The organism is Arthrobacter ulcerisalmonis (assembly GCF_900609065.1).
Lineage (GTDB): Bacteria > Actinomycetota > Actinomycetes > Actinomycetales > Micrococcaceae > Arthrobacter > Arthrobacter ulcerisalmonis.
This window is the reverse complement of sequence record NZ_UXAU01000038.1, coordinates 296,429-315,162: the sequence shown is the minus strand read 5'-3', so window position 1 is coordinate 315,162 and position 18,734 is coordinate 296,429. Positions and strand designations below refer to the sequence as shown.

The 18,734-nt window shown below is 67.0% G+C and carries 14 protein-coding genes; 9 read left to right on the top strand and 5 right to left on the bottom strand.

Annotation, left to right across the window (positions count from 1 at the left end; genetic code table 11):
• The first annotated feature begins 152 nt into the window (after positions 1 to 152).
• Positions 153 to 2,036, top strand: coding sequence for an FAD-binding monooxygenase (locus PSET11_RS14375; RefSeq protein ID WP_124092993.1), 1,884 nt, complete (start codon positions 153 to 155; stop codon positions 2,034 to 2,036).
• Between the two features lie 380 nt (positions 2,037 to 2,416).
• On the opposite strand, the gene arfB is transcribed toward PSET11_RS14375, so the two are convergent.
• Positions 2,417 to 2,839, bottom strand: a complete 423-nt coding sequence (gene arfB / locus PSET11_RS14370) for an alternative ribosome rescue aminoacyl-tRNA hydrolase ArfB (RefSeq protein ID WP_124092992.1) — start codon at positions 2,837 to 2,839, stop codon at positions 2,417 to 2,419.
• A 109-nt stretch (positions 2,840 to 2,948) separates the two neighbouring features.
• On the opposite strand from arfB, the gene ribA reads away from it, so the two are divergent.
• The 3 genes from ribA (at position 2,949) to PSET11_RS14355 (ending at position 7,522) form a co-directional block, all read left to right on the top strand.
• Complete coding sequence (gene ribA, locus PSET11_RS17015; RefSeq protein WP_124092991.1) at positions 2,949 to 4,868, top strand: GTP cyclohydrolase II RibA; 1,920 nt, start codon at positions 2,949 to 2,951, stop codon at positions 4,866 to 4,868.
• A 57-nt stretch (positions 4,869 to 4,925) separates the two neighbouring features.
• Positions 4,926 to 5,864 carry a 5'-3' exonuclease gene (locus PSET11_RS14360; protein WP_203415985.1) on the top strand — a complete coding sequence of 313 codons (939 nt, stop codon included), beginning with the start codon at positions 4,926 to 4,928 and terminating at the stop codon, positions 5,862 to 5,864.
• An 83-nt stretch (positions 5,865 to 5,947) separates the two neighbouring features.
• Complete coding sequence (locus PSET11_RS14355; protein WP_124092989.1) at positions 5,948 to 7,522, top strand: long-chain-fatty-acid--CoA ligase; 1,575 nt, start codon at positions 5,948 to 5,950, stop codon at positions 7,520 to 7,522.
• A 6-nt stretch (positions 7,523 to 7,528) separates the two neighbouring features.
• Here PSET11_RS14355 and PSET11_RS14350 read toward each other — a convergent pair whose 3' ends face one another.
• The gene (locus PSET11_RS14350; RefSeq protein ID WP_124092988.1) at positions 7,529 to 7,963 is read right to left on the bottom strand and encodes a hypothetical protein; all 435 of its coding nucleotides are present in this window, start codon (positions 7,961 to 7,963) and stop codon (positions 7,529 to 7,531) included.
• 239 nt (positions 7,964 to 8,202) lie between these two features.
• On the opposite strand from PSET11_RS14350, the gene PSET11_RS14345 reads away from it, so the two are divergent.
• The gene (locus PSET11_RS14345) at positions 8,203 to 8,718 is read left to right on the top strand and encodes a flavin reductase family protein (RefSeq protein ID WP_124092987.1); all 516 of its coding nucleotides are present in this window, start codon (positions 8,203 to 8,205) and stop codon (positions 8,716 to 8,718) included.
• 46 nt (positions 8,719 to 8,764) lie between these two features.
• Complete coding sequence (gene hrpB / locus PSET11_RS14340) at positions 8,765 to 11,374, top strand: ATP-dependent helicase HrpB (RefSeq protein WP_203415984.1); 2,610 nt, start codon at positions 8,765 to 8,767, stop codon at positions 11,372 to 11,374.
• Here the strand turns inward: hrpB and PSET11_RS14335 are convergent.
• Entirely contained in the window at positions 11,367 to 12,044 is a 678-nt protein-coding gene (locus PSET11_RS14335) for an alpha/beta hydrolase family protein (protein WP_124092986.1), read from the bottom strand. The genes hrpB and PSET11_RS14335 overlap by 8 nt on opposite strands.
• A 68-nt stretch (positions 12,045 to 12,112) precedes the next feature.
• Here PSET11_RS14335 and ligD point away from each other — a divergent pair, with 68 nt between their 5' ends.
• Positions 12,113 to 13,135, top strand: coding sequence for a non-homologous end-joining DNA ligase (gene ligD / locus PSET11_RS14330; protein ID WP_203415983.1), 1,023 nt, complete (start codon positions 12,113 to 12,115; stop codon positions 13,133 to 13,135).
• Positions 13,136 to 13,148: 13 nt separating this feature from the next.
• Here ligD and PSET11_RS14325 read toward each other — a convergent pair whose 3' ends face one another.
• The gene (locus PSET11_RS14325) at positions 13,149 to 13,769 is read right to left on the bottom strand and encodes an L-threonylcarbamoyladenylate synthase (RefSeq protein WP_124092985.1); all 621 of its coding nucleotides are present in this window, start codon (positions 13,767 to 13,769) and stop codon (positions 13,149 to 13,151) included.
• A 105-nt stretch (positions 13,770 to 13,874) separates the two neighbouring features.
• Entirely contained in the window at positions 13,875 to 15,848 is a 1,974-nt protein-coding gene (locus PSET11_RS14320; protein WP_124092984.1) for an APC family permease, read from the bottom strand.
• 188 nt (positions 15,849 to 16,036) lie between these two features.
• Between PSET11_RS14320 and PSET11_RS14315 the strand changes: the two genes are divergently transcribed.
• Both PSET11_RS14315 and PSET11_RS14310 read left to right on the top strand, forming a co-directional pair.
• The gene (locus PSET11_RS14315; RefSeq protein ID WP_238989164.1) at positions 16,037 to 17,980 is read left to right on the top strand and encodes a DUF4118 domain-containing protein; all 1,944 of its coding nucleotides are present in this window, start codon (positions 16,037 to 16,039) and stop codon (positions 17,978 to 17,980) included.
• Entirely contained in the window at positions 17,977 to 18,699 is a 723-nt protein-coding gene (locus PSET11_RS14310; RefSeq protein ID WP_124092982.1) for a response regulator, read from the top strand. The genes PSET11_RS14315 and PSET11_RS14310 overlap by 4 nt, the downstream gene beginning before the upstream one ends.
• The last annotated feature ends 35 nt before the right edge of the window (positions 18,700 to 18,734 follow it).

Sequence of the window (18,734 nt, the reverse complement as noted above, 5' to 3'; positions counted from 1 at the left end):
CTGCATTGTTTCAGGCTCTCAAAAACCGTGGTTGTGACCTGCATCATCCTTGCCGTAGGCTTCTTGGCAACGAACAATTCGATTATTGAACCACCAATTCTATTATCGAACGAGCAAGGCAGTTTCCGCCTGACAATGAAGTGAGGAATCCCGTGCAGTTTCACCATCACGGCTACGTATCTGGCGACCCGCGCATTCAGGCCCCTGCTGGGACTGGCATCGATCGGCCCGCTGAGCTGCCCGAGCACATGGATGTGCTGATTGTTGGCAGCGGTCCCGCGGGCATGCTTGCAGCTGCCCAGCTTTCCCAATTCCCGGCGATCAGCACCCGGATCGTGGAGCGTCGCGGCGGCAGGTTGGCCATTGGCCAGGCAGACGGCATCCAGGCGCGCAGCGTCGAGACGTTCCAGGCGTTCGGCTTCGCCGAGGCCATCACGTCTGAGGCTTATTGGATTACTGAGATGGCTTTCTGGCGCCCAGATGCTCAGGACCCCACGAAAATCGTCCGAGGCGGCCGGGCCAAGGACGACGAAACGGGGATCAGCGAATTCAGGCATCTGATCGTCAACCAGGCCCGGGTCCTCGACTACTTTGCCGAATACGCTGCCCGCTCGGCCGCACGACTCGTGCCGGATTTCGGTTGGGATTTCCAGGGCCTGGAGGTCTCCGAATCGGGGGAGTACCCGGTCAAGGTCACCCTGGTTCGCAGCGACGGACCGGATGCAGGCGCCACGCGAACCGTCAACGCCAAGTATGTCATCGGCGCCGACGGAGCTCGCAGCAAGGTCCGCTCCGCCATTGGCTGCACGCTGGCCGGAGACAAGGCCAATCACGCCTGGGGTGTCATGGACGTGGTGGCCAGCACCGACTTCCCCGACATTCGGCTCAAATGCGCCATCCAATCCCACGACGGCGGATCGATTCTGCTCATTCCCCGTGAAGGTGGGCACCTGTTCCGGATGTACGTGGACCTCGGTGAGGTGGCCGAGGACGATAACGGCAACGTCCGCAACACCACTGTTGAACAGATCATTGCCAAGGCCAACCACATCATGCAGCCTTACACCGTGGAGGTCCGCAACGTTGCCTGGCACAGCGTCTACGAGGTGGGCCACCGGCTCACTGACCGGTTCGACGACGTGCTGCCGGCAGACCTGGGTCACCGGTCGCCGCGCGTCTTCATCACCGGCGACGCCTGCCATACCCACTCCGCGAAAGCTGGGCAGGGCATGAACGTGTCCATGCAGGACGGCTTCAACATCGCCTGGAAGTTGGGCCACGTGCTGACTGGCCGGAGCCCGGAATCCCTGCTGTCCACCTACTCGGCGGAACGCCAGGTTGTGGCCAAAAATCTCATCGATTTCGACAAGACCTGGTCCAGTATGATGGCAAAAAGGCCTGAAGATTTTGAGAGCCCCTCCGAACTTGAAGACTTCTACGTGCGGACGGCAGAGTTCCCGGCTGGTTTCATGACGGAATATACGCCGTCCCTGATCGTGGCCGACACCACCCACCAAAACCTCGCTACCGGCTTCCCTGTGGGCAAGCGCTTCAAGTCTGCCGTTGCGTGCAGGGTGTGCGATACCAACCCGTTGCAGTTGGGCCACCAAGCTACGGCGGACGGTCGCTGGCGGATCTACGTCTTTGCCGATCCGGCCCTCCCCGGTGCAGCGTCCGCCACCACCGACCTCGCCGAATGGCTCGGTTCCGCTCCCACGTCACCGCTCGCAGCAACCCCTGCCGGTGGGGACGACGATGCCTGGTTCGACATCAAGGTGATCTACCAGCAGCCGCACGAAGACATCGACATCAACGCGGTCCCAGCCGTCTTCCGGCCCCAGGTTGGCCCGTTCCGGCTGACCGACCTGGAAAAGGTGTACGGAACGGTGCCCGACGCTGACATCTTTGACGTCCGTGGCCTGTCCCGGGACGGCGTAGTAGTGGTAGTCCGGCCAGACCAGTACGTTGCGGCTGTCCTCCCGCTGACCGCAACGGACGAACTGGCTGCGTTCTTCGCACCGGTCCTCGCGGCCTGACCCTTCCGGGGTTGTTGCGGCCGTTTCATCAACCCTCCCGGGGTTGTTGCGACCGTCCGGCCAACCTTCCCGGGGTTGTTGCGACCGTCCGGCCAACCTTCCCGGACATTTCGTTACGGCCGGCAAACCGGTAGCCGACGACGACGGCGGCAGGGGCTTCCGCGAACCGTCGAGATTGGTGCCGCGCGCTTCCGCCTAGATCGCCGACGTCGTACGCCTATCGGTGGAGGGGCGGCAAAGATTCCGGGAGGGTTGTGGGGTTGGCCGTAAGAACTCCGGGAGGGCTGCGGGTTTGTCCGTGAGAACTCCGGGAGGGCTGCGGGTTTGTCCGTGAGAACTCCGGGAGGGTAGCGGGATCTCCCGTAAAAGCTCCGGGAAGGTCAGTCCTGGAGGGGGCGGCGGCGTTGCTGCTTGGTGGCCGAGCGCTGCACCTTTGCGGAGAGCCGACGCCGGTGCGAGGCGCGGGTGGGTTTGGTGGCACGGCGACTCGGGGGAGCGGCAGCAAGTCCTCCGGCCACGATGGCTGCCAGTTTCGCCATCGCTACTTCCCGGTTCCGCCACTGCGAGCGCTGTTCGGACGCCGTGACGGTAAGGACTCCGGCCACGAGTCGGCTGGCGAGTCGCGTCAGCAGGAGTGTGCGCTGGGTGTCGGTCAGCGCCAAAGACGTCCCGGGATTCCAGCCGAGTTCCACCCGGCTGTCGGTGGTGTTCACGTGTTGGCCGCCGGGACCGGACGATCGGGAGAACCGCCAGCTGAGTTCTGCTGCCGGAATGATAAGCGTGGGCAGCACCTCCAGATCCATGACTCCAGCGTCGCACAGTGCAGGAATATTTCGAAACACTTGAACGTCTAACTATTTGTCGCTACGATGAAGTTTAAGCTTCAAGTAATGTTCACTGTTGAGGGAACCCATGACTGCCATCGCATATTCCGCCCGCCCGTCTGCCACCGTCCCCACGGCCACAGTGCGCACGCAGGTCACCGTTCCGCTGCGTTTTTCCGATGGGTTCAAGACCACCGCCGAGGTAGTGACCTTCCATGGCCTGGCCGACAGTAAGGAGCACCTGCTCCTGGCGCTCGGTCCTTGGGAACAGGCCCTCTTGGCCGGTCAACAGGCAGGTGCCGACCAGCCAACGCAAGGGCCGCTGGTCCGCCTGCACAGTGAGTGCCTGACCGGGGATGTCTTTGGCAGCGAGCGCTGCGATTGCGGCCCGCAGCTGCGCGAAGCTGTCGAACAGATCTCGGTGGCCGGCGGTTTCCTGCTTTACCTCCGCCAAGAGGGCCGGGGCATCGGCCTGTACCCAAAGTTGGATGCCTACGCGCTGCAGGACACCGGGATGGATACCTACGATGCCAACCTGGCCCTGGGGCACGGGGCCGACGAGCGTGATTACACCGCTGCAGCGCAGATGCTCAACACCATGGGTGCCCACTCGGTTCGGTTGTTGACGAACAATCCTGACAAATCGGCGCAGCTCACCGATCTGGGCATCACGGTGGCCGAGCTGGTGCCCACCGGCGTGCACCTGACCGAAGCCAACCGCTACTACCTCACCGCCAAGCGGGACAAAACGGCGCACACGCTGACGGTGCCCGCCGCCGTCGCACCGGAAGCCGCCGGAGCCGCCGCCCACCCCAGCGCTGGTCAGACACCGGTGCCCAAAGCCGTCGTGATCCCTAAGGATACGGACCTGCTGGCCCGCGTGGCGGCCCTGATCCCGAACCTGCGTGAGCGCGCCGCGGACACCGAGCAGCGTCGCCAGCTGCCGGCAGAAACCATGGCCGAGCTCCACGCCGCGGGCGTCTTCCGGATCCTGGCGCCGCGCTCCGTGGGTGGTTACGGCATGGGGGCGGGAACCTACGCCGGGGTGGTCCGGCTCCTGGCCAGGGGCTGCGCTTCAACCGCATGGACGGCGGGCCACCTCATCGAGCACGCCTGGATGCTGGCCCGCTGGCCGGAAGAGGTGCAGGCCGAGGTCTTCGCCAACGGCACCATGCCGCTGGCCGCCGCGACCAGCGCCCCCGTGGGTGCGGCCCGCCAGGTCCCCGGCGGCTACCTGATCTCCGGCCACTGGGGCTTCGCGTCCGGTAGCATGCACTCGGAGTGGGCCCTCCTCGCTGTGGAGTACGACGGCGCGCGGCTGCAATGCCTCGTCCCCGTCGCCGAGGTGGAGATCCAGGACGCGTGGCACACCGACGGCCTGCGCGGCACCGGCAGTCACGACGTGGTGGTTCAGGACCTGTTCGTCCCCAGCCATCATGCGGCGGATTGGGCGCTGCTGTCCTCACCGCAGAACCCGGGCAGTTTCCTGCACCCCGAGCCGCTGCTGCACGCGCCCATGTCAACGCTCCTGAACGTGGTGGGCCCCTCCGTGGCGCTCGGTTCGGCCGAAGCTGCCTTGGAACTGTTCGAGCAGCGGCTGCGCCCGGACGCAAGCTCCTCCGCTGCAACTGCCGGGCGTCGCGCCGACTCGCCGCTGCTGCAGGCCCGGTATTCGCAGGCGTTTGGCAAGGTAGCGTCCGCGCGGCTGCTGTGGCAGGAGGCCTTGGCGGAATGGACGACGCCGGCAGGACAGTCGGGTGCGGACGCGGATTCCCAGCGGGCCCACTTCAGGCTGCTGCTGGGGTTGAGTGCCGACGCCGCCCACGAAGCGGTCCGCCTGGTACTGGCCGGATCCGGTGCCAGCGTGCACCGGTTGAGCCACCCGTTGCAGCGCATTCAGCGTGACGTGGTCGTCTTGGTCAGCCACCCCACGTTGGCACTCGACCCGATCCTGGAACAGGCTGGCCGCGGATTGTTGGGGCTGGGTATCACGGCCCGGTCGTTCTAGGGCGGCAGTCGCTGGCGGCCAGTAGCCGAAGGAGAGTCCGCCGTGGAAGGATCGAGTATGCCCCACCGCCTGATGCTGCTGGATACCGCGTCGCTGTACTTCCGTGCGTTCTACGGCCTCCCGGACTCGATCCAGCGTGCGGACGGCGTCCCGGTCAATGCCGTCCGTGGCCTGCTGGACATGATCGCCCGGCTGACTACCGATTACCGGGCCACCCACCTCGTTGCGTGCTGGGACAATGACTGGCGGCCGCAGTGGCGGGTTGACCTGATCCCCACCTACAAAGCACACCGGGTGGCACGGGAAGTTGAGGGTGGTCCCGACGTCGAAGTGGTTCCGGACGCCTTGGAGGCGCAGTTGCCCATGATCCGCCGCATGCTGGACCTCGCCGGGATCGCGACCGTCGGCGCCGACCAGCATGAGGCAGACGACGTCATTGGTACCTACGCCAGCCACGCCGATTTTCCCGTGGATGTGGTGACCGGCGATCGCGACCTCTTCCAGGTCTGCGACGACCGCAGGCAGGTCCGGGTGATCTATACGGCCAGGGGAATGCGGAACCTTGAAGTCCTCACGGAGGAAACGGTGGTGGCCAAGTACCGCGTGCTGCCGCAGCAATACGCCGACTACGCCACCCTGCGTGGTGACGCCTCGGACGGGCTGCCAGGGGTCGCCGGAATTGGTGAGAAAACCGCCGCCGCGTTACTGCTGGCGCACGGCAACCTGGAAGGCCTGCTGGCAGCAGCGGCAGACCCTGAAAGCAAAGTGTCAGCGGGAGTGCGCGCCAAGTTGGCGGCCGCCGCCGACTACCTCGAAGTAGCCCCCGCCGTCGTCAATCTGGTCCGGAACCTGCCGCTGCCCACCCTTGAGGAGGCAGGCGCACACCTGCGGCCGGTACAGGGTGAACAGCGCGCTGAGCTGGAACGACTCGCCATGGAATGGAACTTGGGTGGTTCGGTCAAGCGGCTGGTGGCGGCCCTGGACCTCCGCGCCTGAGCGGAATCTCCCCGCTGCTGCCCACAGCCCAAAGATCCAAGCTACTGTGTGGTAGGTAACCTCCAAAGATGAAGGATGGCAGCATGAGCACAGCGGCGTTTGATGCAGGATTCGGCACTATTTCCGTGGCCGCCATCCCGGCCGAATCGGCGGCCCGCTTCCCTGAGGAGCCCGCGTTGATCGTTGGCGAGGAGACCGTCACGTACGCCCAGCTGTGGGACCAGACCAAGGCCTACGCCGGTGCCCTCAAGGCGCGCGGGGTGGGGCCGGGAGTCGCTGTCGCCGTCCTGATCCCCAATGTGGCGGACTTCGCCCGGGTGTACTACGCGGTGTTGGCCCTGGGCGGGATCGTGGTCCCTGTGCACGCGCTGCTCAAGGCGCGCGAAATTGAGTACGTGATCAGGGACAGCGGCGCAGCATTGCTGGTGTGCGCCGCCCCACTGCTGGCCGAAGGGGCCCCCGGAGCGCAGGCGGCAGAAAAGGATGTCTTGACCGTGCTCAGCCCGGAAGGCGGCGACCTGCCCCGGCTTGAGGACGAGGCAGCAGCTGCCGAACCGATCCGGACCTACACGCCGTGCCGGCCGGAGGACACCGCCACCATCCTCTACACCTCTGGCACCACGGGGAAACCCAAGGGTGCGCTGGGGACGCACTTCGCCCTGGTGGAACAGGTGAACGTGCTCCTCATCAGCACCTTTGACCTCCGACGCGGCGACAAGATCTTCGGCGGGCTGCCGTTGTTCCACACCTTCGGCCAGACGTGCGTGCTCAACGCCGGCGTCCGGGCCGGCGCCACGGTGGTCATGCTGCCCAAGTTCACCGGGGCGGGTGCGCTGGACCTGGTCCGCCGGCACAACATCGACATCTTCTACGGCGTGCCCACCATGTACATCGCCCTGCTGGAGGCGTTCAAAGCCAGTCCCGGCCGATCGGAGCGGCTACGCTACGGAATTTCTGGCGGCTCATCCCTGCCACTGGCCGTCCTGGAACGTTTCCGCGAGGCGTTCGGGGTGGACATTTACGAAGGCTACGGGCTGACCGAAACCTCGCCGGTGGCCTCCTTCAACCACGTGGGCCGGGAGCCGCGGCCGGGGACCGTTGGCACCCCCATCTGGGGCGTCGACGTCGAAATCGCCCGTCCCGAAGTCCTCGACGCGATCGAACTGTTGCCTGCCGGAGAACTGGGCGAACTGGTGATCCGCGGGCACAACCTCTTCAAGGGCTACCTAAACAGGCCGGACGCCACGGCAGAAGCCGTGGTGGATGGCTGGTTCCGGTCCGGGGACCTGGGCACCAAGGACAGCGACGGCTACCTGCGCATCCTGGACCGCAAGAACGACATGATTGTCCGCAACGGCTATAACGTCTACCCCCGTGAAGTCGAGGAAGTGCTGAGCCAGCACCTCGACGTGGTCAGCGCCGCTGTCTACGGAGTCCCAGACGAGGTCCACGGCCAGGAGATCGCCGCCGCAATCGTTGTTGCCCCCGGCAGCACTACGACTGTTGAGGAGTTCAGCGCGTACGCCGAGGGCCAGCTCGCCGCGTACAAGTTCCCCCGCATCATTGAACTGCGGGACGCGCTGCCCCTCGGCCCCAGTGGCAAGATCCTCAAACGCGAACTGACCGCGGGGTACGTTCCCGGCAGCCACGAGGCCTAAGGGCCCTTAGCTCGCGGCCTTGCGGATGTGCTCGGCGATCTTCTTCTCCGTGGCGGGAGTCAGCTTGAGGAGGGCAAAAGACGTCACCCAGAGATCGCCGTCGTCGAGGTTGGCCGCTTCCTCGAATCCGAGGGTGGCGTAGCGGCTGGTGAACTTCGCGGCGGCCTTGAAGAACACCACTACCTTGCCGTCGGCGTCAGTGTAGGCGGGGAATCCGTACCAGGTCTTCGGCACCAGGTGGGGAGCCACCTCGCCCACAATGCGGTCCACTCCATCCGCCAGGATGCGGTCATCGTCAGGCATGGCGGCAATGGCCTCCCGGACTGCCTGCTCGCCGGCGGCCCGGGTCTTGCCGGCCTTTTCCTCGGCACGCAGCTCTGCGGCACGCTGCTTGACGGCGTCGCGCTCGTCCTTGGACAGTCCTGCAGTCTTCTCAGCCATGGAATTCTCCTCGATTAGTCGCCAGCCGCGCTGGTCTTTCGATCACTCTACGATCTTGGCGGGCGTGGCGCTTCTTCATTCCTGATCACTGCAGCAGAACGGTGCGCGCCCCGCTACATGACCGTTCAAGAAGTGCTGTGACCCTGCGTTGCGGCCCGCGTCGGTTCGTTGCGCCAACGATTGCACCCATGGTTCGGCAAGTGATGTTGTGAGGTAACCACTTCAAGGGAGGCAGCACCGTGACCGATACAGCAAACCTGGACCCACGCCGGCTCAGGGACATCTTTGGCAGCTTCGCCACCGGACTCACCGTCATCACGGCCAACACGCCGTCCGGCCCGGCGGGCTTCACCTGCCAATCCTTCGCTGCACTGTCTTTGGCGCCGGCCCTGGTCACCTTCAGCCCGGCCCGGACGTCGAGCACCTGGCCGGTGCTCCGCAAGGCAGGTTCGTTCACCATCAACGTCCTGCCCGCCGAGCACCAGCATCTGGCCGGTCAGTTCGCCCGCTCGGGCGCGGACAAGTTCGCCGGGGTCGACCATACGCCGTCACCGTTGGGGCACCCGGTCTTGGCTGACGCGCTGGCATGGATCGACTGCGAGATCCAGGCAGAGCACGACGGCGGCGATCACACGATCGTTGTGGCGGCAGTTCGGCACCTGGCGCTGGAGTCCGAAGGCGATCCGCTGCTCTTCTTCCGCGGTCGCTACGGCGAGCTCTCGCAGGTGGAGCGGTTGCTGCAGGTCGCCGGCTAGCTGCCTGCCGCCGTCGGTCGCCCGTTTCTGCGGGCACAATGGTGAGGTGACTTTCGCAGACAGCGCCGCGCCGCCCGCCTTCGACCTGGTGGCCATCGGCGCGGGCCTGCCGTTTGCGGTGTCGGTTCCGGACCTGCAGGCCGCCCTCGGTGCGGGGACGGCCGCCGTGGTGCAGGCCCCGCCGGGGACCGGCAAGACCACGCTGGTGCCGCCGGTGCTGGCCAACCTGATCGGGTCCGGAGCAGGCCGGATCGTGGTGACGCAGCCGCGCCGGGTTGCCGCCCGCGCAGCAGCCCGCCGGCTGGCCAGCCTGGACCGCCGTCCGCTGGGCGAGCGGGTGGGGTTCACTGTCCGCGGCGAGCGGAAGACCAGCAAGGGGATGCTTGTCGAGTTCGTCACCCCGGGCATCCTGCTCCGCCGCCTCCTGGCCGATCCAGACCTCCCCGGCGTGGCCGCCGTCGTCCTCGATGAGGTGCACGAGCGCGGCCTTGAAACAGACCTCCTGATCGGGATGCTGGCGGAGGTCCGGCAGCTCCGGAATGACCTGACGCTGGTGGCTATGTCCGCGACCCTGGATGCACAGCGGTTTGCGGCGTTGCTGGCGGACCCCGACGGCGGCCTGCCGGCGCCCGTGGTTGACTGCCCCTCAGCGCTGCATCCCCTGGCTGTTGAATGGCGTTCAGCCGCAGGTCATCGGATTGACGGCGGCGGTGTGGCGCGGAGCTTCCTGGCGCACGTTGCAGCCACAGCGGCGGAGGCCTTTGCTGCTGCCACAGCGGCCGAGCCCGGCACCGACGCCCTGGTCTTCCTCCCCGGCGCCGGCGAAGTCTCCCGGGTGGCCGGCATGTTGCGGGACCGGCTGGGTGCCGGCGTCGACGTGCTGGAACTGCATGGCCAGGCACCCGCGGCGGAACAGGACCTGGCCGTGAGTGGGCGGCGCCCCGGCGGCAAGCCGCGCATCATCGTGTCCACCGACCTCGCCGAATCGTCGCTGACCGTCCCGGGTGTGCGGCTGGTGATTGATTCGGGGCTGGCGAGGGTGCCGCGGCGCGATGCCGGCCGGGGGATGACGGGGCTGGTGACTGTGTCGTGCGCGCGGGCATCGGCCGAACAACGCGCCGGCAGGGCCGCCCGGCAAGGTCCGGGCAGGGTGGTGCGCTGTTACAGCCAGCAGGCGTATGGTGCCGCGCCGGCGTTCGTCACCCCGGAAATTGCTGCGTCGGACCTGACGGGGGCGGCGCTGCTGCTGGCCTGCTGGGGTGCGCCGGGTGGGGAAGGACTGTCGCTGCCGGACGAGCCGCCCCGGCAGGCCATGGCGGACGCGATCGCGGCGCTGCACGAACTCGGTGCCATCGACGCGGCTGGGCAGCCGACCCGCAGCGGACGGCTGCTGGCGAGCATCCCGGCCGACCCGCGGCTGGCGCGTGCCCTCCTCGACGGCGCGGGGACGCTGGGTGCAGCGCGGGCCGCCGAGGTGGTGGCTGCCCTGGCGGGGGACCACCGTGCGCCCGGGGCCGACCTGCCAGCCTTACTCGCGCGGCTCCGCTCCGGCGTGGATGCCGGTCCCGCGGGCAGGCGCTGGGCCGAAGAGAAACGCCGCTTGCAAGAGTTGGCGCGCCAAGCCTCGGACAGCCCGGCGGCCCGCGCGGACACCACGGACTGGGTCGGTGCCGTGGTGGCGTTGGCCTTCCCCAGCAGGGTGGCGCGCCGCGTGTCGGGCGACGGTCCCGAGCGCTATCTGTTGGCCGCCGGTACCCGGGCCGGACTGCCTGCCGGGAGCTCCTTGGCGGGGCACGAGTGGTTGGCGGTGGCTGAGGTCGCTCGGTCAGATACCCGCGATGCGGCCGGGACCGGTGCCCTCATCCGCTCCGCAGCACCCCTGACCCTCGCCTTGGCAGAAGCCGCCGCGGCCCATCTGGTGGTGGACGCCGTCGAGGCAACCTTCAGTAACGGCAAGGTGAGCGCCCGGAAAATCCGCCGGATTGGCGGGATCGTCCTGTCCGCAACGCCGGTCCGGCCCAGCTCCACGGACGGTGCCGCCGCCGTGGCCGCAGCCTTGCGGACGGACGGCCTGGAAATCCTGGAATGGTCGACGGCGGCCGCTGCCCTCCGCCGTCGGCTCGGCTTCCTACACCGGCACCGCGGCGCGCCGTGGCCGGACGTTGCCGACGCGGCGTTGGTGGAGTCGGTGGATCAGTGGCTGGGGCCGGAGTTGGCGGCGATAGCGGCGGGCACCCCGGCGGCAAGGATCGACCTGACCGAGCCGTTGCGGCGCCTCCTGCCGTGGCCTGAGGCGGGCCGGCTGGCCGAGCTGGCGCCGGAGCGACTCAGCGTGCCGAGTGGGTCCGCCATCCGAATCGACTACCCGGCGGTGGACGATGCGGACGCCAAACCGGTGGCGGCGGTCAAGTTGCAGGAGTGTTTTGGCCTGGCAGCATCGCCGCTGGTGGCTGGCGTTCCGGTGCTATTTCATCTGCTGTCGCCTGCGCGGCGGCCGTTGGCAGTGACCGACGACCTGACCTCATTTTGGTCCGGTCCCTATGCCCAGGTCCGGGCGGAGATGCGGGGCCGCTACCCCCGTCATCCCTGGCCGGAAGATCCGTGGTCGGCGCCGGCGACGGCCCGCGTCAAGCCCAGGCCCTCCCCAACTAGATAGTTTGGGCGAGGACGAAACGCGACGCCCGCCCCGCAGTCGCCACTCCCACATCGAACGGCGGGCGCTTCTGGCCAGCCACCGCGAACGAGTGATCACCGCCAGCCACCCACTCCAGGACAGCGTGCGGACCGATCCGCTCCACCACGCCCGTCAGCAATTCCGGCGTCGCAAACGTGTCCCGGCTACCCTGCAGGAACAGCATGGGAACTTGCACGCCGTAGAGGTGCTCATCCCGCAGTTTTTCCGGCTTGCCGGGCGGGTGCAGGGGATAGCCCAGATAGACCAGGCCTGCAGCTGGCATCCCCTCGGCCACGGCCATGGACGCCATCCGGCCTCCAAAAGACTTCCCACCCGCCCACAGCTGGCCGACGTCCCCACGGGCGGCCGCCAGCTCAACGCCAAAGTCCATGACCGTCCGCCACGCCGCGATGGCAGCCGGTGGCCGGTCAGGAAACTTGCGGCCAGCCTGCCGGTACGGAAAGTTGAACCGCAGGCACGCCACCCCGTCAGTGGCCAGGCCGGCCGCGAAGCCAGCCATGAACGGGTGCTCCATCCCCGCCCCGGCCCCATGCGCCACAACCAACGTAGCCGCAGGCTGGTCCGGGCGGGTGTAGAGCGCAGATACGCTGCCCTCACCCACGGGAATCGAAAATTCTTCAGCACTCACCATGGCCCCATCATGCCGGACCCCGCACGTCAGGGCCGCATTCGTTCGGGCAGGGGGTGTACGTTGTCCCCATGGCGAGCGAGCAGACCACCATCACTGTCCAAGGTCCCCACGGCGAGCGCGAGATGCGTATTTCCAGTCCCAGCCGCGTGCTGTGGCCAGAACTGCGTCTCACCAAGTTGGACCTGGCCACCTACATGCGTGACGTCGGCGAGGCCTTCATCGCAGCCAACGGCGACCGGCCTGTGTCCCTGCAGAGGTTCTCGGAGAATATCGACGGCGAACAGTTCTTCTCCAAGAACCCGCCCCGGGGTACCCCTGACTTTGTCCGCTCCGTCAAGGTGATCTATCCCAGTGCCAGGTCCCACCCGCAGTTGGTTCTGGACGAGCCTGCCGCGGCTGTCTGGGCGGTGCAGATGAACACGGTGGTGTTCCACCCGTGGCCGTCGCGGGCAGAGAACACCGACAACCCCGACCAGCTGCGGATTGACCTGGACCCGCAGCCTGGCACCGATTTCCAGGACGCCATACCGGTGGCCAGGGTACTCAAGGATGTCCTGGCGGAAGCAGGCCTGGAAAGCTTCATCAAGACGTCCGGGAACCGGGGCCTGCACGTGTATGCCCCCATCGAAGCTACCCGGGAGTTCCTCGATGTGCGGCATGCGGTCATTGCGGCTGCCCGGGAAGTGGAGCGCCGGATGCCGGAGCAGGTCACCACCGCCTGGTGGAAGGAAGAACGCGGTGAGCGGATCTTCCTTGACTTCAACCAGGCGAACAGGGACCGCACCATCGCCGGCGCCTACAGCCCGCGCGCTCTGGCGCACGCACCCGTGTCCTGCCCTATTACCTGGGACGAACTCGGCAGTGCCGATCCGCGCCAGTTCACCATCCTCACCGTCCCGGAGCGGCTGCGTACCGTGGGCGATCCTTGGGCAAACTTTGGCAGCACCCCAGGAACCATCGACACGCTGCTGCAGTGGTGGGAGCGTGACCTCGCGGCAGGGCTGGGCGAAATGCCGTTCCCGCCGGATTACCCCAAAATGCCGGGTGAGCCGCCCCGCGTCCAGCCCAGCCGGGCCAAGAAGACGGAGTAGGAAACCCGGAGGCCTACTCGAACCGGGACGCGTCCCCGGTACCGTACCGGGCCACTTCGGCTACCCCGCTGGAGAAGTCGATCACCGTGGTGGGCTGTGAGCCGCAGTCGCCCGCGTCCACCACCGCATCCACCTGGTGGTCCAGCCGTTCCTTGATTTCCCAGCCTTGCGTCAGCGGATCCTCTTCGTCTGGCAGCAGCAGGGTGCTGGAGAGCAGCGGTTCGCCAAGTTCCGCCAATAAGGCCTGGACCACCCTGTTGTCAGGGATGCGCACCCCAACGGTCTTTTTCTTGGGGTGCAGCAGCCGCCGGGGGACTTCCTTGGTGGCCGGCAGAATGAAGGTATAGCTGCCGGGCGTGACGGCCTTGATGCTGCGGAAGACGTCATTGCCGATGTTCACGAACTGCCCCAGTTGGGCGAAATCCCGGCACACCAGCGTGAAGTGGTGCTTGCTGTCCAGTTGCCGGATGGTCCGGATCCGGTCCAGCGCGTCCTTGTTGCCCAGTTGCGCACCCAGCGCGTAGCAGGAGTCGGTGGGGTACGCGATCAGCCCACCGTCCCGCACTATGTTGATGGCCTGCGAGATGGCGCGGGGCTGCGGATCGTGCGGGTGAACGTCAAAGTATCTGGCCATGCCCTGAGCCTACGTTCCCCGCTGCAGCAGCGCATCATGCCGCGCCACAGCGCCACAGCGCCACGTACGGCCGGCAGCAAGCGCACGACGTCGGCCCACGGGTTCTCAGCCCACGTGCACCCAGGGCCGCTGCCGGACGTCGGGCTCGGCTTCGCGGAGGATCTCACGGGTGACCGGGGCAATCTCGCCCTCACCGAGGGCCAGGAAGCGGAGCAGGTTCCGCACTGGACTGCCCTCGGTCCAGCGGAAGTACACGTGCGGCATGAGTCCGGTGACGTCGCGGATGTGGAGCAGCACGGAGGCGATCGTGTTGGGGATACCGGGCCCGTGGACCTCCAGGATCTGGAAGCCGTGCCGGACCACGCCCCGGACTTCCAGTGCCGTTTCGAAGTCCGAGGAGTCATCCACCACCACTTCCAGGAACAAGGGCTGGACGTCGGTGGGGAAGTGGCTGGCCTCGGTGGCTGAGGCCCATTTGTGCCGGTAGGCGGATGCGGAGAGCCGGACCGGTTCGTGGGCAATGATGCCGATGGGGCCTGATACGGCGGTGGCCATGAATTCCAGGGCGGTGGTGTCCAACCGGACGTGGGTGGCGTGCAGTTCGAAGGAGCGCAGCAGCCGGGAGAGTAGCGAGACGGCCACGATGCCCAGGATGAAGAAGCCGGCGATCTTGATACCTTCGGGACGTTCGAAGACGTTGGCCACCGTGGTGTAGACGAAGAGAACCGCGACGATGCCGAACCCTACCGTGCGTTTGCGTTGCTGCTGGCGTCGGGCGGAGAGCGTCACGGCCACCGCGGCGGACGTCATCAACACCAGGACGCCGGTGGCGTACGCGCCGCCCTGGGCGTCGACGTCGGCGTCGAAGATCCAGGTGACCAGGAAGCCCAGGAGGGTAAACACCAACACCAGGGGCCGGACGGCCTTGGCCCATTCAGGTGCCATGCCGTAGCGGGGCAGGTACCGGGGGACCAGGTTCAGCAGCCCGGCCATGGCGGAGGCACCGGCAAACCACAAGATGGCGATGGTGCTGATGTCGTAGGCGGTGCCGAACCCGGGGCCCAGGTAGGAGTGTGCCAAGTACGCCAGCGCCCGGCCGTTGGCCTCGCCGCCGGGTTCGAACTGTGCTGCGGGGATCAGGACTACTGTGGCAAAGCTGCTGGTGACCAGGAAGGTGCTCATGATGATCGCCGCGGTGGTCAGCATCCGGCGGGCCCCCTGGATCCGGCCGGCAGGATTTTCTGCGGTGTCAGTGGGTTTGCCCTTGATCTGAGGCATGACGGCGACGCCGGTTTCGAAGCCAGACAGGCCCAGGGCGAGTTTGGGGAATACCAGGAGGGCGATGGCCACCGCAATGAGCGGGTTGCCGTGGCTGGTGGTGAGGCTTTGCCACCAGTCGTTGACGGCCACCGGGTGGGTGGCGGTCTCCATCAGTGCCCTGCCGATCACCACGACGTTCAGGGCCAGATACACGGCGACGAGGACAACAGCCACGCCGATCGCTTCCTTGAATCCCCGGAGGAACACGGCAGCGAGCAGGGCCAACAGGATCAAGGTGATCACCACGTTCTGGCCGGCAAGCCATCCCGGCGCGTACGGGTTCTCGATGAGGTGGGCGGTGGCGTCTGCCGCGGACAGGGTCATGGTGATCATGAAGTCGGTGGCGGCGAAGCCCAACAGCACCAGCACCAGCAGTTTGCCGCGCCATTTGGGGAGCAGGCGTTCCAGCATCGCAATGGAGCCCTCGCCTCGCGGGCTCTCCCCGGCCACCCGGCGGTACACCGGCAGGGCGCCCAGAAGTGTCACTGCCACCAGGACCAGGGTTGCCAGCGGCGAGATCGCACCGGCGGCGAGCGCGGCAATGGCTGGCTGATACCCCAGGGTGGAGAAGTAGTCCACGCCGGTGAGGCACATGACCTGCCACCAACGGTGCTTCTGGTGTTCGGGGACCTGCCCGCCAGGGCCCTGATGGGAGCCTTTGCTGTCCTGCAGGCCCACCAGCAGCCAGTTCCTGAGCACCACCCTGCCGCGCAGCGGAAGCGCCGAGGGGTCGGCCGGGGGTCTGCTCATGGTGGTCATTGCTGCTGCCTTTCCGGCGTTGTGGTGGCGGTCTGGCACCGCGGCACAGCTGAACGTAGCACCGCGGTGGGCCCGACTCCCCGAAAACACCAACTATCTTGACGGATCCTTAACGCCGCTGTGACGAAGCGCACCGTGGGTGCCTGAGGTGCGGTGTGGACCCGCGCGCGGATGGCAGAATGTGGCTCATGTCTGCGGAACGGATCGTCATTGGCCTCAAGGGGGAGGACGACGGCGGCGTCCTCGTTCAGCGCGCCGCCCGGCTTCTGCCGCGGGGCAGCGAGGGGTTGTTGGCTGTCCATGTCCGGACGCCGCGCGCAAGCCGTGGCCGGTCGCCCCAGGGGCTGGAATCACAGCGCCGTGCCGTTGCCGAACTTGGTGGTTCGTACCGGACAGCGGAGGCTGCCGATGTTGCCACCGGGTTGCTGGACTTCGCACGCTCCGTGCAGGCCACGCAGATTGTTGTGGGCCAGTCCCGGCGGGGCTGGTTTGCCAGCCTTGCCGGGAACACCGTTGAGGCGCGGGTGGTCCGCGGTGCCGTGGACTGCGACGTTCATGTGGTCGCCCATGGGCACCCACCCCACCATCAGGACCGTCCCCCGCTCGATGTGGGCAGGGCCCGGACCGGTGTCGGCTTCGCGCTGGCCGCTGTTTTGCCGGTTGGCTTGCAATGGTTGCTGGCAGTCTCCGAGCACAGTGTCGCTACCGCCGTCCTGGTCCAATTGGCTGGCGCCGTGGCCGTAGCCCTGGTGGGTGGCCTGTGGCCTGCCCTGCTGGGTGCGCTGTGGAGCTCCGTGCTGGTCAACTACTTCTCCACACCACCGCTGGGCAACCTGGCCGTTGAAGACCCGCAGGATTTCCTGTCCTTGGCCGTCTTCGTGGGGCTCTCCGTCGCGGTGGCGGGAGTCGTGGATCGTTCGGCCCGGCGCTCGCGGGAGGCTGCGCGGGCGCGAGCAGAGGCCGCGATTCTGGGTGACCTGGCGCTCGACGCCTCCCGTTCCGCAGACCCCCTCGCCGGCTTGTTGGCCGACGCGATGTCCATCTACGGAGCAAGTGGTGCCGCACTGCTGGCATGGACGGGCACCAACCCCACCGACGAAGCCGGCCGAACCGACGAATCCGACCTGACCGACGCCGCTGACAGCATCGCGGAAGGCCCAGGCCAGCCATCCCGTGCGGAGCTCCTGGCCAGCGTGGGGAGCACCGCTGGCTGGCAAGACGCCGCAGCTGCCGCGGACCAACCGGCTCCCGCGGGGATGAGCATTGAACCCGTGGACGCCGCCACCGTGCTGGTCCTCTTCGGAAAAGTGGTCCCGCCCGAAGGCAGGCGACTGCTGGGAGCGGTAGCCGTGCACGCCAAAGCCCAGCTGGAACGCCGCCAGTTGGAGGCGAGCCGGCACCAGGTCATGCGCCTGGCCGAGGGAAACACCATGCGCACCGCCATCCTGCGCGCCGTGTCCCATGACCTGCGCACCCCCCTGGCGGGGATCAAACTCGCCGCCGGCGCCCTGTTGCAGGAATCGGCCAACTTCAGCCAAGCGGAGGAACGCGAACTGCTCGAGACCATTGACGAGTGTTCGGACCGGTTGGACCAGCTCGTCGCCAACCTCCTGGACATGTCACGGATCACCGCGCAGTCGGTAGACCCGCTCTTGGGCCCTGTCCGGTGGAACGATGTCCTGGACAGATCCCTGGGTGGCCTGCCGCGGACGTCGGTCTCCATCGCCGTGCCAGCCAACATGCCCGCCGTTGAAGCGGATCCTGGGCTCCTGGAACGGGTGATCGCCAACATCGTCGAAAATGCCCTGAAGTACGCCACAGATTCGGGAGTTACCATCACGGGCAGCAGCGATGGGATGGGTGCTGCCTTGGCCGGCCGGCCGTCGGGGGAGCTCCGAATCGTCGACCACGGGCCCGGTGTGCCGGCCCGGAAGATGGTGGAGTTGTTCCGTCCCTTCCAGCGCCTGAACGATCAACAGCCTGCCACCGGTGTTGGCCTTGGCCTCTCGGTGGCGCAAGGATTCGTGACCGCCATGCGCGGCACCCTCACCGCCGAGGAGACGCCCGGCGGTGGCCTGACCATGGTCATCAGGCTTCCGCTCTCCACAGGGGTAAACGGGGGACCCAAGTGAACGACCACACTGCCACCGGCGCGGAGCTCGCCAACGCACCGGAGAAACAAGCAACCATCCTCGTGGTGGATGATGACCCGCACCTGTTGAAGGCGCTCCGGATTACCCTGTCAGGGCATGGCTACCGGGTGGCCACGGCTGCAGACGGTACCGCGGCGCTCGCGGCTGCCGCGCAGGCTCCGGACCTGGTCATCCTCGACCTGGGTCTTCCTGACCTCGACGGCAACGATGTACTCCGGGAGATCCGGCGTTGGAGCAGCGTACCGGTGCTGGTGCTCTCGGCCCGGCACGGCTCCACGGACAAGGTAGGCGCCCTCGACGCCGGTGCTGATGACTACATCACCAAGCCGTTTGGCCTGGATGAGTTGTTGGCGCGGATGCGGGCGCTGCTCCGCCGGGTTCCGCAGCCCGAGACCGCACCGACCGTCGCGTCGGCTGGTTTCACCGTGGACTTGCAGAACCGGCAGGTCTTCAGCGCCGGACTTCCTATCCGGCTTACTCCCACTGAGTGGAACATCCTGGAGATCCTGGTCCGGCACCCCGCCAAACTCATCAGCCAACAGGAGCTGCTGTCCCTGGTCTGGGGTCCCAGCTACCAGAAAGAGGCCAACTATCTCCGGGTCTACATGGCCCAGCTGCGGCGGAAACTCGAGCCTGATCCAGCCAACCCCCGGCACCTGCTCACCGAACCGGGCAGGGGCTACCGGTTCGTCCCGTAGCCGCGGCCGAACCATGTGCAAATCCCCCCTTCCGG

Excerpts from the sequence above, each read along its gene's own strand:
- arfB (WP_124092992.1), bottom strand. The coding sequence starts at position 2,839 with ATGGATCTGGAGGTGCTGCCCACGCTTATCATTCCGGCAGCAGAACTC.
- ribA (WP_124092991.1), top strand. The coding sequence starts at position 2,949 with ATGACTGCCATCGCATATTCCGCCCGCCCGTCTGCCACCGTCCCCACG.
- PSET11_RS14360 (WP_203415985.1), top strand. The coding sequence starts at position 4,926 with ATGCCCCACCGCCTGATGCTGCTGGATACCGCGTCGCTGTACTTCCGT.
- PSET11_RS14355 (WP_124092989.1), top strand. The coding sequence starts at position 5,948 with ATGAGCACAGCGGCGTTTGATGCAGGATTCGGCACTATTTCCGTGGCC.
- PSET11_RS14350 (WP_124092988.1), bottom strand. The coding sequence starts at position 7,963 with ATGGCTGAGAAGACTGCAGGACTGTCCAAGGACGAGCGCGACGCCGTC.
- PSET11_RS14335 (WP_124092986.1), bottom strand. The coding sequence starts at position 12,044 with ATGGTGAGTGCTGAAGAATTTTCGATTCCCGTGGGTGAGGGCAGCGTA.
- ligD (WP_203415983.1), top strand. The coding sequence starts at position 12,113 with ATGGCGAGCGAGCAGACCACCATCACTGTCCAAGGTCCCCACGGCGAG.
- PSET11_RS14325 (WP_124092985.1), bottom strand. The coding sequence starts at position 13,769 with ATGGCCAGATACTTTGACGTTCACCCGCACGATCCGCAGCCCCGCGCC.
- PSET11_RS14320 (WP_124092984.1), bottom strand. The coding sequence starts at position 15,848 with ATGACCACCATGAGCAGACCCCCGGCCGACCCCTCGGCGCTTCCGCTG.
- PSET11_RS14315 (WP_238989164.1), top strand. The coding sequence starts at position 16,037 with ATGTCTGCGGAACGGATCGTCATTGGCCTCAAGGGGGAGGACGACGGC.